Genomic DNA, 13,533 nt, shown 5'->3' on the forward strand with positions numbered 1-13,533 from the left:
ACCCCGCTCCCCCGGCATACCGCGGACTCCCACGTCCCGGCGCCGGAGGGGTGGGGTACAGTTTTGCTCGGGGCCGCATGAGTGTGGCGAGACAAGGATGGTGTCGATGAGTGGGATGCCGATGGGTGGCGGCGGGCGTCTGCTCCGCGCTCCGGAGACCGGCGAACGGCCCCAGATCCGCCATTTGGGTCGCCGCATTTTGCGGCTTTTGCGGCCCTACCGCGGCAAACTGATTCTCACCTCCGTGCTGGTGGTGGTCACGGCGGCGCTGGTTGTCGCGGTGCCGTTGTTGACCCAGCAGCTCTTTGATCGCGGCTTATTCCCGCCCAGCGGCGGAGTTCAGATGGACATCGTGTGGGAACTGGTGGGTTTGATGTTGCTGGTGTCCATCGTGTGGGTGGCCCTTGGGATTTGGCGCACGTACATCACCACTACGGTGGGCAACAATGTGGTTGCGAACATCCGTACCGAACTGTTTGGCCGCCTGCAGGCCATGGACCTGGCGTTCTACACCCGTACCAAGACGGGGGTTATTCAGTCCCGTCTTGCCAATGACGTCGGCGGGGTGTCGGGTGTGCTCACCAGCACCATTCCGGCGATCATCTCCAATGTGGTCACCGTCGCCTCAGCTCTCACCGGCATGATCATTCTGTCCTGGCAACTGACCATTGTTGCGCTCTTCCTGATGCCGCTATTAGTGATTCTGCAAGTGCGCATCGGCCGGATCCGGCAGGAAATTGCCCGCCAGACCCAGGAGTCACTCTCGGAAATGACCGCGGTCACTCAGGAAGCGCTCGGTGTCTCCGGGATTGTGCTCGCCAAGGTGTTCAACCAAGAACACGCAGAGACCGAGCGTTACGCTGCCGAGAATCGGCGGCAGGTCCGCCTGCAGATCAAGCAGCAAATGACCGGCCAGCGCTTCTTCGGCGCCGTGCAACTGGTCATGAACGCCACCCCCGCGATCGTGTACCTGTGCGCGGGCCTTCTCATTACCCAAGATTGGGTTATCACCGCCGGAACCATCGTGGCGTTCACAACGTTGCAGGCCCGCGTGAGCGGTCCGCTCCTCTCGCTCATGCGCGTGTCGCTGGACGTGCAGACCAGCCAGGCGTTGTTCGCGCGCATCTTCGAGTACATGGACCTGACGCCGGCAATACAGGATCGCCCGGGCGCCAGGGTGCTCAACCCGGGAACGGTCCGCGGCGAGGTCGCCCTAGAGGACGTCACCTTCCGCTACCCCGACGCCGAAGGCACCGACACCCCTCCGGCACTCCAAGACGTCAGCCTCACCATTAAACCGGGCGAGTTTGCGGCCTTCGTGGGACCAAGTGGTGCCGGGAAAACCTCGCTCGCCTACTTGGTGCCCCGCCTCTACGAGGTCACCGGCGGCCGCGTAAAAGTAGACGGCCAGGACATCCGCGACCTCACCATGGATTCGTTGCGCGCGGCGATCGGGATGGTCACCCAAGAGACCTATCTCTTTCATGCCACGATCGCCGAAAACCTGCGCTACGCCAAACCGGATGCCACCGCCCAAGAGCTTGAGGACGCGGCGCGCATCGCCAATATCCACGAGCGCATCGCCGAGTTCCCTGACGGCTATGACACGATCGTCGGCGAACGCGGATTCCGGCTCTCCGGCGGCGAAAAACAGCGCCTTGCCATCGCACGCGTCGTGTTGAAAAACCCGGCAATCCTCATCCTGGACGAGGCCACCAGCGCGTTGGACACCGTCAGCGAACGCGTGGTGCAGGAAGCGTTGGAGAACGTCATGGCTGGCCGCACCACCATCGCGATTGCGCACCGGCTCTCCACCATCACCGGCGCCGACCGGATTTTCGTGTTCCAACGCGGGCACATGATCGAATCCGGCACCCACCTGGAACTGCTCGCTGCCGGCGGTTTATACGCCGGACTTTACGGCGAGTCAAGCGAACCACTATAGTTTAATGTTTGGGTGCCGGAACAACGAACCGTCTCACATCGTTGTTAATAACGTCTCTGGCCCACAACTCGAGGAGTACACATGAGCGATCGCAGCCTCCGCGGCATGCGCCTTGGCGCGCAAAGTATGGAAACCGAATCCGGAGTGGAGCCAGCTCCTCGTCAGCGGATCGAATACCGTTGCGAAGACGGCGAACAGGTCTTTGTGACCTTCGCCGCCGAAGCCGAAATTCCCGCGACCTGGGTCTCCAAGTCCGGTAAGGAAGCCGTGCTGGTCAACGGCGAGAAGCCCGAAGACAGCAACGAAAAGCCGGTCCGCACCCACTGGGACATGCTGCTCGAGCGTCGCAGCGTCGAGGAATTGGAGCAGATCCTCGAGGATCGCCTCAACATCCTGCGCGCCCGCCGCGGCGAACGCCAGTCGGCCTAGTTTTCTCAATCAAGAAGGCCCCGCATCACCATTGGTGGTGCGGGGCTTGTTCTTTACGTACGACGGCGTTGCGCGCCTTGCGGGGTCGGCGCACCTCTACTTTGTGGCTGGTAGAGCGAGTTTCCGGGTCCGGTCTTCTGTGCCGGCAGACCCATAACGTTTATGGGTCTATCTTGGCGCCGCGAAAGTCACCGCGGTGCACTCATTTGCCGGCGAGCTTCTTCCACCGCGAAGCCAGGCCCCACTTGGTGACGTTCCACATGGCCTCGACCACAATGTTTCCGCTCATCTTGGAGGCACCGAGTTCACGCTCAACAAAACTAATGGGCACCTCCACGATCGTGAAGCCAAGCTGCGCCACCCGGAAGGTCATGTCCACCTGGAACCCGTAACCCTTGGATTCGATGGCATCGAAGTCGATTGCTTCCAGGGTGCGCCGGTTGAAGGCGCGGAAGCCGGCGGTGATGTCCCGAACCTTGAGGCCGAGCATGAGCCGCGAGTAGGTGCTGCCGCACACCGAGATGACCTTGCGGTACCACGGCCAATTGACCACCTCGCCGCCGGGCACCCACCGTGACCCAATGGCGAGGTCGGCTCCGCTCGCGACCGCGTCGATCAATCCTTGAAGTTGCTCCGGGCGGTGCGATCCGTCGGCGTCGAGTTCAATGATGACGTCGTAATCGCGGGCCAGCGCCCAGCGGAATCCGGCAATGTACGCGGCCCCGAGTCCCTCTTTGCCGGTGCGGTGCAGTACGTGCACTTGGGAGTCTTTAGCCGCCTGCTCGTTGGCCCACTCCCCGGTCCCGTCCGGTGAGTTGTCATCCACGATCAACACGTCGCTGTCCGGTACCGCAGCGCGCAACCGTCCAAAGGTGACCGGGAGTGCCTCAATCTCGTTGTAGGTCGGGATGATGGTCACAACGCGCACAGGCGGAATCCTTCGTAAAAGCGAACAGGGGACGGGCCGCTCGGCAGGGGTTGCCAAGACACGAAAAGGGTGCGGCAACAGGCGAGCGAAATTCCAGTATAAATGAGGCGGCGCGCAACCCGGAATTTGCGCACTCGAAATCCACTGTGCAGATAATGCACGGTTTAACGGCGTGTCGCGCGCGTGTCTTGCACAGTCGATAGCGAGTGGGGCGGGAATGGGCAGGGGCGGGAGGGGAAAAGAAAATGGGTAGGCCCATACGCCTTCGGGCCAAAACCAGGGCGCTGTTCCTGCTCTAGTTTTGTTTTCTACTGACGTATGGGCCTACCCGTATAGGTCACCGCGCACAGGAAAACAGACACAGAAAACCCAGCGGATAACCGCCAGCATTCTTCTCTGCGTGCTCTCGATTGTTGCGGCCGGATTCCAGCACAGCGGAACCCGTAGAACTTCGATTCTGGTATGTCCTAGGCTCGGTGTCAACACGGCCCTGACTTGCGGTTTTGTGAGTTTGCCCTAGTCACACCGGGTGCCGCCGGGATCACCGGGCACAGAAATCTTTGAACGTTAGCTTGAACTTCCCAGTGAGCCGTCTTCATAGAGCGTGCGCCCGTAGTGGATGGTGCTCAAACACACCGGAAGCCGCGAGGAATCCAGCGCCGGAAGCATGGGGGTGCCGGCCCGCGGGTCGGTGCTCCAGACCGACACACGGCTATCGGGAACCTCGATCGCCAATTCTTCGGCGTCCCAGATCGCAAAGGACGCGGGTGCGCCGACGGCGAGTTGCCCCATTAGCGCATGAGTGCGCAGGTCCTCGAAACCGTCATACGGTGCCGCCGTACGGCCGGGAAGTGCCGTGAACCGCCAGGGCACCTGGGTGTGCGAACGGAACGCGGCGCGCGCGGAAATCCGCTCTTGCCGGTTGTGGTGGTACGCGGCGTCTTTGACCGAGCGCCACCCGTTCATCTCGGTCACCGGCGAGTCGGAGCCGAACACCAGCGGTACGCCTGCTCGCAAGAGAGACGCGAACCGGTTCATCGAGCTCGCCCGATCCCCCAGCCGACGCTCGTAGAGGCCGTCGGGTCCGCCCCACAAACCATCGAAACGCGGTTGCATGCTCGCGTGCACCGGGAATCCGGAGAGGGCTTCAATATCGGAGTCGCGCAGCAGTTCGACATGTTCCAGGCGCACCTGGGCTCGCATGAGCGCTTTCGGGTCCTGGAGCCGAAGCGTTCCGAGCGCGGCAAGAATGTTTTCGGCACCGCCATCGCCAATCACATGGAACCCCACGAGCCCGCCAAGGGTGGATGCGGCCGCAATGTGCGCTGCAATCTGATCGGCGTCGAGCGCGGCCACACCTCGGGTGGCCGGATCGTCGGAATACGGTTCGCGTAAGTGCGCGGTCCGCGACCCCAGGGACCCGTCCGCATTCAGATCCCCGCCCAGCCCGAGCAACCGCCCCTCAAACCGTGCCGCAATGTCCGCGGCCGCCTCGGGCGAGTCCACCCACTCCCCCCAGAGCGCTTGTACTTCCGGCAGCGGTGTGCCGCCCTCATAAAGCGAGCCTTCTAACTCGAGGAGTTCGCGCACGTCCGCCACCGCTTGAATCTGTGGTGCACCATTCTCGACGAGCGCCACAAACCCGAGTGATGCCGCCCGCTCCAGGGCAGTGCGTTGCGCGCGGGCTCGTTCGCTGGACGAGACGGGCGCGGTGGCAAGATTCGCCATCTTGCGCGCCTCGCCGCGCAACCAACCCGCAGAGTTTTCCGGATGCTCGCCCAAGCCCAGCTCGGCCACCAGCGCGGCCGAGGCAAGCCCGGAATGCCCGTCAACACGTGAGAGATAGACAGAAGCCCCCGAGGCGGCCCGGGACAGTTCCTCAGATGTGGGCAGCACGGGGGAATCCCAGGTGGTCTCATCCCAGCCAAAACCGACAATCCGCTCCCCCGGGGCTTCGGACGCACGGCGCGCAACAGCCTCCAACACCTCACTAGCGGAGCGCGCCGATCGCAGATCCAGTTGCACCAATGCCAGCCCGGTCTCGGTAATGTGCGCGTGCGAGTCCACAAACCCGGGCGTGATCACGGCCCCTGCCAGGTCGACCACCCGATCCGCCTCGGAGCGTAAGGTCGCCGCAGCCTCTTCCGAACCCAGCCACGCGATCGTGGAGCCTTCCACCATCATGGCCGTAGCAAACGGGTCCGCGCCCGAATACACGGATCCGTTCAGGTACAGGGTCCGCTCTGCGGGCACAGCTTCATCACTCACAACAATGTATTCCTTTCACCTCGCGGGCTGACGAGCCCGCGCAGACCTGCGTCCGTTAGCCTTCGACCACGGTGGAGGCAACAACGCCCCGCCGCACCAGGTCAACAGCCTGATCGATCGTGCCGCGCAACGCCGGGGCAATGTGCGGCACCTTGGCCAACTGGTCCAACACGTCGATGACCTGCTTCGCCCAGCGCACAAAATCGCCGGCGGCCAATTCGGTGCCTTCCAGGACCCGCGAGAGCGAGCGGCCGCGCGCCCACTTGTACATCGGCCACAGCAGACCAAAGGACGGCTCGGCGGTCTCCGGCAAACGGGCCTGTTCCTCTTGGTCGGTCAGTTTGGACCACAAACGGATAACCGTGTCGATGCTCGCGTCCATTCCCGGCGGCACCTTGCCCGGCAAACCGGCTTCCTCGCGCCGCGCCTGATACACCAGCACCGAGGCCAGGGCGGCCACTTGCGCCGCTTCTAATCCGTCGAAGGCACCTGCGGACAGGGTCATCGAGGTCAGCAAATCGCGCTCCCCGTAAATGCGCCGCAACTGTTGCCCGCGCTCGGTCGGCACCCAGCCGTGCTCGGCGTCCCGCTCCAGATATTCGTTCTCCGCCAACACCTGGCACACCCGGTCAAAGGTCTTCACAATGGTGTTGGTCCGGCCCTTGATCTGTGAAATCAGCACGTCGGTGTCCTTGCGCAACCGGGTCCACCGCTCCGACCAGCGCGCGTGCGCTTCACGGTCCGGGCACCCTTGGCAGGGGTGCGCCCGCAGTTGACGGCGCAAGGCGGCAATCTGCTCTTCGCGATCGCTGCTTCCGCCCTCCACGTGCGCCTCGGTGCGGTGCCGCGGCGGCCGCCCCTCGCGTAGCGCCGCCAACATGGAGGAGGCCAGGTCGCGACGCTCCTTCGGCGTTTTCGCCGCAATGCGCTTGGGCACCCGGATCGCGGACACAATTTCGACAGGACCGTCCAGCTCCTGCACGCCGAGCCGGCGCAGATGCTTGTCTTCGGTGAGCACGGTTGGGCGCGGTTGCGGCGCGGCGGAGTCCGGGTTAAGTACGACGACGTGCCCTCCAAATTTTCGTCCGTGCACCTTGAGCACGTCCCCGGGTAGCAGATCGGTGAGTGAGCGGGCGGCCGCCGAGCGTCGGTTCCGGTTTTTCGATTTGGCCACGCCCTTCTCGGCGTCCCCCAATTCGCGGCGGATAGCCGCGTACTCGGCGAAGTCGCCGCGATCGCACTCCATGGCTTTCTCGTAGCCCTTGAGCGACTCCTCCCGGTTGCGCACCTCTTTGGCCATGCCGACCACGGACCGGTCGACTTGGAACTGCGCAAAGGAGGACTCCAGGATGCTCCGGGTGCGTTTGACCCCGAACTGGGAGATGAGGTTAATGCTCATGTTGTAGGTCGGTCGGAAGCTGGAGTTGAGCGGGTAGGAGCGGCGAGAAGCGAGACCGGCGACGGCGGCCGGGTCGGTGCCGGGCTGCCACAGCACGACCGCATGGCCTTCCACGTCGATACCGCGCCGGCCAGCCCGTCCGGTCAACTGGGTGTACTCCCCCGGCGTGATCTGTACGTGGTTTTCACCGTTGAACTTGTCCAATTTTTCCAGCACCACACTGCGTGCCGGCATGTTCACCCCGAGCGCGAGCGTCTCGGTGGCGAACACCGCCTTGATGAGCCCGCGGGCAAAAAGTTTTTCCACGATCTCTTTAAAGGTGGGCAGCATTCCGGCGTGGTGTGCGGCAAAGCCGCGCAACAGGCCTTCTCTGAATCCCCAGTAGCCCAGCACTTCTAGGTCTGCCTCGGGGAGGTGAGCAACGCCGTCGTCCATCTCCTGGGCGATCTCGCGGCGCTCTTCTTCGGTGGTGAGCCACAGGTCGCTGGACACGCACTGGGCGACCGCCTGGTCGCAGCCGTTGCGCGAAAAGATGAAGGTGATGGCCGGGAGCAGCCCGGCCTGGTCGAGGGCGCGGATGACTTCGACGCGGCTGGCCACCCGGTGCTTGGTCTTGGGTGCGGTGTAGCGGCGGCGCTGGTGTCCGCCGCGGCGGGAACGATTCTGGCCCCACCCGGAGGCTTGGTTGAGCCGTGTCTCATCTTTGGCAAGGTCGATGAGGGCACCGTTGACCTGCGGGTCGGCGCCGTCAACAGTGTCCAATTCGTCGAAACTGACCTCGTTGACGAAGAGATCCAGGATGCGGTTTCCGACCATCACGTGCTGCCACAAGGGCACCGGCCGGTGTTCGGAGACAATGATCGAGGTGTCCCCGCGCACGGTGTCCAGCCAGGCACCGAATTCTTCGGCGTTGGAGACGGTCGCGCTCAGCGAGACCAGCTGCACGCTCTCGGGAAGATGGATGATGACTTCTTCCCAGACGGCGCCGCGGAATTTGTCGGCGAGGTAGTGCACCTCATCCATGACCACGAACCCGAGGTGCTCCAGGGTGCTCGAGTCCGCGTAAATCATGTTGCGCAGCACTTCGGTGGTCATGACCACCACATCCGCTTCCGGGTTGATGGAGACGTCCCCGGTCAACAGCCCAACCCGCTCTGGCCCGTAGGTGCGCACGAGCTCGGTGTACTTCTGGTTGGAAAGGGCTTTGATAGGGGTGGTGTAAAACGCCTTTTTGCTCTGGGCGAGCGCCAAGTGCACCGCGAATTCGCCCACAATGGTTTTGCCCGCGCCGGTGGGGGCTGCGACGAGGACACCCTTGCCGGCTTCGAGTTCCTGACAGGCTTGGATTTGGAAGGGATCGAGGTCGAAGCCCTGGCCCTGGCTGAATTTGCCGAATTCGGTCTTGGCGAGGCGGTTGCGCTCTTGGGATTCGGCGTAGCGTTGCGCGGGTGAGCTCATTCTTCTAGCCTAATGCGCGCAGGGACGGCGGACGTTCAGTTGTGCTCTCGGCGTGGCCTAGAGGTCCTTGACCGGGGTGGCTTTGATCTCGGCCTCCGCCGCGGCGACGAGTTTCGCGTTCTTTTTTTCGCGGCGTTTGTCATTCCAAATGCTCAAGCCGATGGCGAGGCCGAAGAGCAACAGGAGCGGTCCGGCCATCGCGAACATGGTGAGCGCGTCGCCACCTGGGGTGGCGATCGCGGAGAAGAGGCAGATGATGAAGACCGTGATGCGCCAGGACTTCAGAATGGTTTTGCCCTTGAGGATGCCGATCAGGTTCAGCCCAAACAGGATGACCGGGAGGACGAAGGCGATGCCGAACGCGATCATGAGGCGCATGACGAACATCAGGTACATTTGCGCGGTGATGATGTTCGAGGTGGGTACGCCGTCCGGCACGAATCCGGTCAGCACGTAGACCGCGCTGGGCAAAATGATGTAGGCGGTGGCGATGCCGGCGAGGAAGAGCGGAACAGCGACCGCGATAAAGCTCAGCGCGTATTTACGCTCGTTTTTCTTCAGCCCCGGGGTGACGAAGCCCCAAACCTGATACAAAATCACCGGGCTAGCCAGAATCAAGCCGATGAACAGCGATGTCTGGAACATGAGGTCGAAGGAGGACGCGACGCCGTCAAAGTTTAGAGTCGCGACGCGGCCGCGTTCTTGGAGTTCCGCGATTGGCTCCGAGAGCACACGAAAGACCGGTTGATAGAGGAAGAATCCTGCAATGCACCCGAGCAACAGGGCGATCATCGCCTTGATGAGCCGGTTGCGTAATTCGCGCAAGTGCTCGCGAAGGGCCATCCGGCCTTCCGGGTTGGCCTTTCGCTTCGTTTGTAGGGCCATGGGGCCTAGCGCGTCGTGGAGGAAGGAGGTTCGGTGTTACCTTCGCGGCGCACCGTGGTGCGGGTTTCCTCGATGATTTCGCCTTCGGCAATGGGGTTGCCGTACTCGTCCTTCTTGGTTTCCTCTTTCTCATCCTTGAGTTGCTTGACCTCGGACTTGAAGATGCGCATCGACTGTCCAATGCTCTTAGCAAGTCCGGGAAGTTTAGGCGCGCCGAAGAGCAGAACGACGACCACGAGAATGATGACGATGTGCCATCCCTGGAGATTACCCAACATGATGAAAAAGCCTTTCTTAGCTACTTAAACTTTACAGGTGTTTTAGGTCACGAAGTGACTGCGGTTGGTTGCGGGTGAGCTTGCGTTGGATCCGGACTAGCCGTCGCTTCTCGCGGCGCTGCTGCTTTCCCGCTACATACGCGGTCTGTGCCTGGATGAAGGGCTCATAAATTCCGCTCTTGGCCAGCCCCTCTGACTGAAACTTCTCCGTATCGAAGGCTGAGGTGGAGGCGCGCAGCTCATCGGCGACCTGGCTAAAACGTGCCACTTGTGTGGAGGCGTCCCGCACCAGCGCGCGTCCCTGGCGGAAGAGCCGCCAGCCGAGCCAGGCATACAGAAGTAGGCTCGCGAGAATGATCACGACCCACAGCAACATCCAAAACCACCACGGCATAGCGAATACTCTAACGCAATTGATCCGATGATTGCGCGTGTTGCTCCGTGTCAGCCAGGAGCGGAAGTTCGGCGAGCCATTGGGTCACCGCGTCACGGGCTGATGTCGGCTCGAGCACCTGGATCTCCCCCGGGTAGGTACACAGCAGTTGCGGTAGCCATTCATCGTCAAAGACTTCCAGGGTTGCCTCCACGCTTCCGTCCGTAAATCGGTTGCCGGTTGGCGAAGCGGGATACGTGCTTCCCGGGAGGACGCGCAGGGTGCAGGTGTGAGTTCTTGCCGTGCTGATGGACCCGTCGGTGTGCGATGGATGCGTCTGTGCGACGTGTTCGCGCTCGAGGGCAGCAATGCGATCCAGGCGGAAGGTGCGCGGCTCCTCGGAGAGATGACACCATCCGCTCAGATACCACTGGCCCTGCTCCTGGGTCAGCGACCAGGGGTCGACCCTTCGCACGCTGCGCTCGTCACGAACCGGATTGAGGTATTCCAGACGCACCTGCTCTCCGTCCTGGATGGCCTGTTGCAGGGTGGCATAGGTCTCCCCCAGCCCCAACCCGACGAGTTCGGTGTGAATATTGTTTTCAAGCGCACCGTCGGGAAGCGCCGCCCTGATGATCGCTTGGGTGGCATCAATCTCCTGCGGATCGGCCACAATATCGCGCAACGCTTCCAGCCCGGTCACGAGGGCGCTTGCTTCATCCACGGTGAAGGTGAGCGGCCGATCAAACTTTTGCGGATCCTCGACGAAGACTCGGCCGTCATCATCGATGGTGAGATCAATGAGATCGGTTGGATAATAGCGGGGGCCCGCCACAAAGAGCAGGTCTAAATCTTCACGGATCTTCTCTTCGGACACGGAAAACTCGGCTGCGAGCTCGCTGAGTCTGCTACCGGGGTGCGCCTGTAGATAGGGAATCAATTCCAATAGCCGAACCACGCGATGTTCGGCCAGTTCACGCGGCGGCATGGGGCGGCGGGTGCGCTCGAGCTCTGCCGTTTCGGGAACGGCCGCAGTATGGAGGCCAGCTATGGCTGCTAACTGCTCCTGCGCGAGCGATTGCAACCGGGGCGGCGTCACGTCGAGAACTGCTCTTGCCGATGAGAGAATCAGCCCGAGCAGGTGTTCTTCGGAGCGAAAAGGTATCGTCACCACATTGGGGTTGGCGTCTGCGCCCTCACCCTCCGGTGCGCGGGCGGCCGCCCGGAGCATGTGGCCGCGTCCGGGAACGAGGCGGAAAACGGCGTCCCGCTCCGGAACAGCCTCGCTGATATCGGCCAGTGCGCGCTTAATGTCAAAATTGGCGGGGATGTCATATGCGGGTGCAGCCGAGGCAGAACGCGCGATTCCTACCTCGCCGATAATGCGCGAAACCCGGTAGACACGCTCCTCGTTGCGGGCATGATCGAAACCGATGAGATACCAGTGCGCGTAGCGGGTTCCTATCCCCCACGGATTCACTTTCCGCTGCTGGATGTCGCCGTTCGCGCTCCGGTAGTCGAAGGTGGCGACCTTGTGATCACGCAACGCCTCGGTGAGTTGGTTGAGTTTCGCGCTCGTGACGCCGTGGCCAGAACCAAGCGCGGGACTTGCTTCTTCTTGGATGCCTAGTTTTCTGAGCGCGGAGCGCGCCGACTGTCCTAGGACAAGCTCATCCCAGACGCTTGAGGCGAGTTGCAGAAGCCTGGCTTGCGGTGCGGTGAAGTGCAGTTCGGGCAGGCGGTAGCTGGTGGGGTCAATACGGTATCGGGTTCCCGAAGTTTCGTGCTCGAAGAGTTCATCCTCCCCGGAGGTTGAGAGCGGAATACCGAGCTCCCGCAATGTCGCCTTGTCCCGGTCGAAGAGTTTTTCCTTGGCCACTTCGGTGTCGGCGTAATCATAAAGTTCGACCGCGTCAAAGATGTCGCGCTTGGTCAGGCCCAGTCGACTCCCCAAGAGGACTTGGACCAGGGTGAGCAGTCTTTCGGTGCGTTGTGCGGACACGTAAAAAGCCTACCTGCCGCAACGTGTTCGTGCGGCAGGTAGGCCGTGCAGGTGTGGATAGAGTGTCGGCGCTACTTCACGTCGACGAGGTCCACCACGAAGATGAGCGACTCGCCCGGAGCAATGGCATTCCCGGCGCCACGATCGCCGTAAGCGAGGTTGGCCGGAATGTCGAGGCGACGGCGACCGCCGACCTTCATCCCGAGCAACCCTTCGTCCCAGCCTTGGATGACCTGGCCGACACCGACCTGGAAGTCCAAGGGTGCGCCGCGGTTCCACGAGGCATCAAACTCTTCACCGGTGGAGTGGGCAACACCCACGTAATGGGCCGAAACCCGTGAACCGGGAACAACTTCGGTGCCGGTGCCCTCGATGAGATCGGTGATCACCAGTTCCTCGGGTGCGTTTTCGCCGGGGAAATCGATTTCAGGTTTCGTGCGGTCCAAATTTCGTTCGCCAAATGACATGGTTGCCTTCTTTCTCGTGTTCTCGCGACGTTCCTGGTCTTCCCAGGTTACTGGGGTGGGGTGACCTTGCCGATCTCAACATAGAAGACCAAGGTGCCTGCCGGGCGCCCACCGGACGCGTTGTCTCCGTAGGCGAGGTCGCCTGGGATGGTCAGGATGGCCTTGGTACCAGACTTGAGTCCCTCAAGACCCATGTCCCAACCCTTAATGACTTGACCCTGACCCACGGTTACTGGGAACGCTTGGCCCCGTTCGAAGCTGGAGTCGAACTGTTTGCCATCGCTCAAGGTCCAACCCGCGTAGTTCACCTCGGCGGTGGCGCCGTTGGTGATGGTTTCGCCGTCGCCCTCCTCGATCACGTCAACAACGAGTTGATCGATTTCTTGCGGGTTCTTCGGTGCTTGGAAAGCGGGCTTTTTCGGGTCCTTGGTGTCCACGGAGGGCAGTGCGCCGTCCTTCTTCAACTGGTCGACCGTGCCCTGGTCGGCCTTGCCGGGAGCGTCCTTCGCTTCCACCACCTGCATGATCATGAGCTGGGAGGGCGGAGTCGTCGGGCTGGCCGAGGGCGACGCCGATGGGTCGACTGGAGTTTGCTGTCCCGGGATCGCGTAGGCAACCTGGACGCCGACCTTGCTCTTCTTGAGCACGTCATACAGGGCGGGGTCCTGTTTGAACGCGTCCATGGACACCGTTTGCGGATCCTTGGAGTAAGTGTCTTGAAGGACCGAACCATTTGCCGGGTCGATGAGGGCGAACTGCACCTTGAGTTGCTGGCCCTCCTTGATGTCGGCGCCGTCGCCGGCGACCTTGGACGCGGCGGCGGGCTCGGTCACCGAGACCGGGCTGGTGATTTCCACCTTGGGTGCCTTGGTCTTGTCCTCGACGGTGACTTTCACACCGTCCAAGGCGCCGGATTGGCCGGAGGAGGCGGTGGAGGAGTCACTGTTGGCGCAGGCGCCAAGAGTGAGAAGGAGAAGTAGGGATGCCGTCAGCGCGGCGACAAGTTTGCGCACAAGGCTACTTTCTTGATGGGGTTCAGGGTCCTAGGGCACTCTACGTGCCAAAGATAGCTCCCGCAACGGGGACACACTCAATTTCACA

Annotated in this window: 11 protein-coding genes; 2 read left to right on the plus strand and 9 right to left on the minus strand. The window is 62.2% G+C overall.

Annotated features, from left to right (window positions below):
- Positions 1–106 precede the first annotated feature (106 nt).
- A complete protein-coding gene (locus O148_RS0109195) occupies positions 107–1,945 on the plus strand; it encodes an ABC transporter ATP-binding protein (protein ID WP_035745702.1) in 1,839 nt (612 codons plus the stop codon).
- Positions 1,946–2,026: 81 nt separating this feature from the next.
- Positions 2,027–2,374 (plus strand): RNA polymerase-binding protein RbpA, encoded by a 348-nt coding sequence (locus O148_RS0109200; protein ID WP_026530670.1) that lies wholly within the window; start codon positions 2,027–2,029, stop codon positions 2,372–2,374.
- A gap of 202 nt (positions 2,375–2,576) precedes the next feature.
- Here O148_RS0109200 and O148_RS0109205 read toward each other — a convergent pair whose 3' ends face one another.
- From O148_RS0109205 to O148_RS0109245, 9 genes are all read right to left on the minus strand, one after another.
- Positions 2,577–3,302, minus strand: coding sequence for a polyprenol monophosphomannose synthase (locus O148_RS0109205; RefSeq protein WP_026530671.1), 726 nt, complete (start codon positions 3,300–3,302; stop codon positions 2,577–2,579).
- A gap of 567 nt (positions 3,303–3,869) precedes the next feature.
- On the minus strand, positions 3,870–5,570 hold the full coding sequence (locus O148_RS0109210; RefSeq protein ID WP_026530672.1) for an amidohydrolase: 1,701 nt from the start codon (positions 5,568–5,570) through the stop codon (positions 3,870–3,872).
- Positions 5,571–5,625: 55 nt separating this feature from the next.
- A complete protein-coding gene (locus O148_RS0109215) occupies positions 5,626–8,427 on the minus strand; it encodes a DEAD/DEAH box helicase (RefSeq protein ID WP_026530673.1) in 2,802 nt (933 codons plus the stop codon).
- A gap of 57 nt (positions 8,428–8,484) precedes the next feature.
- The gene (gene tatC, locus O148_RS0109220) at positions 8,485–9,312 is read right to left on the minus strand and encodes a twin-arginine translocase subunit TatC (protein WP_026530674.1); all 828 of its coding nucleotides are present in this window, start codon (positions 9,310–9,312) and stop codon (positions 8,485–8,487) included.
- 5 nt (positions 9,313–9,317) lie between these two features.
- Positions 9,318–9,590 (minus strand): Sec-independent protein translocase subunit TatA, encoded by a 273-nt coding sequence (tatA, locus tag O148_RS0109225; protein WP_026530675.1) that lies wholly within the window; start codon positions 9,588–9,590, stop codon positions 9,318–9,320.
- Between the two features lie 31 nt (positions 9,591–9,621).
- Positions 9,622–9,984, minus strand: coding sequence for a hypothetical protein (locus tag O148_RS0109230; RefSeq protein WP_026530676.1), 363 nt, complete (start codon positions 9,982–9,984; stop codon positions 9,622–9,624).
- Between the two features lie 10 nt (positions 9,985–9,994).
- The gene (locus O148_RS0109235; protein ID WP_026530677.1) at positions 9,995–11,965 is read right to left on the minus strand and encodes a helix-turn-helix transcriptional regulator; all 1,971 of its coding nucleotides are present in this window, start codon (positions 11,963–11,965) and stop codon (positions 9,995–9,997) included.
- A gap of 71 nt (positions 11,966–12,036) precedes the next feature.
- Entirely contained in the window at positions 12,037–12,432 is a 396-nt protein-coding gene (locus O148_RS0109240; RefSeq protein WP_026530678.1) for an FKBP-type peptidyl-prolyl cis-trans isomerase, read from the minus strand.
- Between the two features lie 47 nt (positions 12,433–12,479).
- Positions 12,480–13,445, minus strand: coding sequence for an FKBP-type peptidyl-prolyl cis-trans isomerase (locus tag O148_RS0109245; protein ID WP_026530679.1), 966 nt, complete (start codon positions 13,443–13,445; stop codon positions 12,480–12,482).
- Between the last annotated feature and the right edge of the window lie 88 nt (positions 13,446–13,533).

This window comes from Haematomicrobium sanguinis DSM 21259 (assembly GCF_000688395.1).
GTDB lineage: Bacteria > Actinomycetota > Actinomycetes > Actinomycetales > Micrococcaceae > Haematomicrobium > Haematomicrobium sanguinis.

What these genes read in the sequence shown, in the direction of transcription:
- O148_RS0109195 (WP_035745702.1), top strand. Translation starts at nt 107, where the DNA reads ATGAGTGGGATGCCGATGGGTGGCGGCGGGCGTCTGCTCCGCGCTCCG.
- O148_RS0109200 (WP_026530670.1), top strand. Translation starts at nt 2,027, where the DNA reads ATGAGCGATCGCAGCCTCCGCGGCATGCGCCTTGGCGCGCAAAGTATG.
- O148_RS0109215 (WP_026530673.1), bottom strand. Translation starts at nt 8,427, where the DNA reads ATGAGCTCACCCGCGCAACGCTACGCCGAATCCCAAGAGCGCAACCGC.
- tatC (WP_026530674.1), bottom strand. Translation starts at nt 9,312, where the DNA reads ATGGCCCTACAAACGAAGCGAAAGGCCAACCCGGAAGGCCGGATGGCC.
- tatA (WP_026530675.1), bottom strand. Translation starts at nt 9,590, where the DNA reads ATGTTGGGTAATCTCCAGGGATGGCACATCGTCATCATTCTCGTGGTC.
- O148_RS0109230 (WP_026530676.1), bottom strand. Translation starts at nt 9,984, where the DNA reads ATGCCGTGGTGGTTTTGGATGTTGCTGTGGGTCGTGATCATTCTCGCG.
- O148_RS0109240 (WP_026530678.1), bottom strand. Translation starts at nt 12,432, where the DNA reads ATGTCATTTGGCGAACGAAATTTGGACCGCACGAAACCTGAAATCGAT.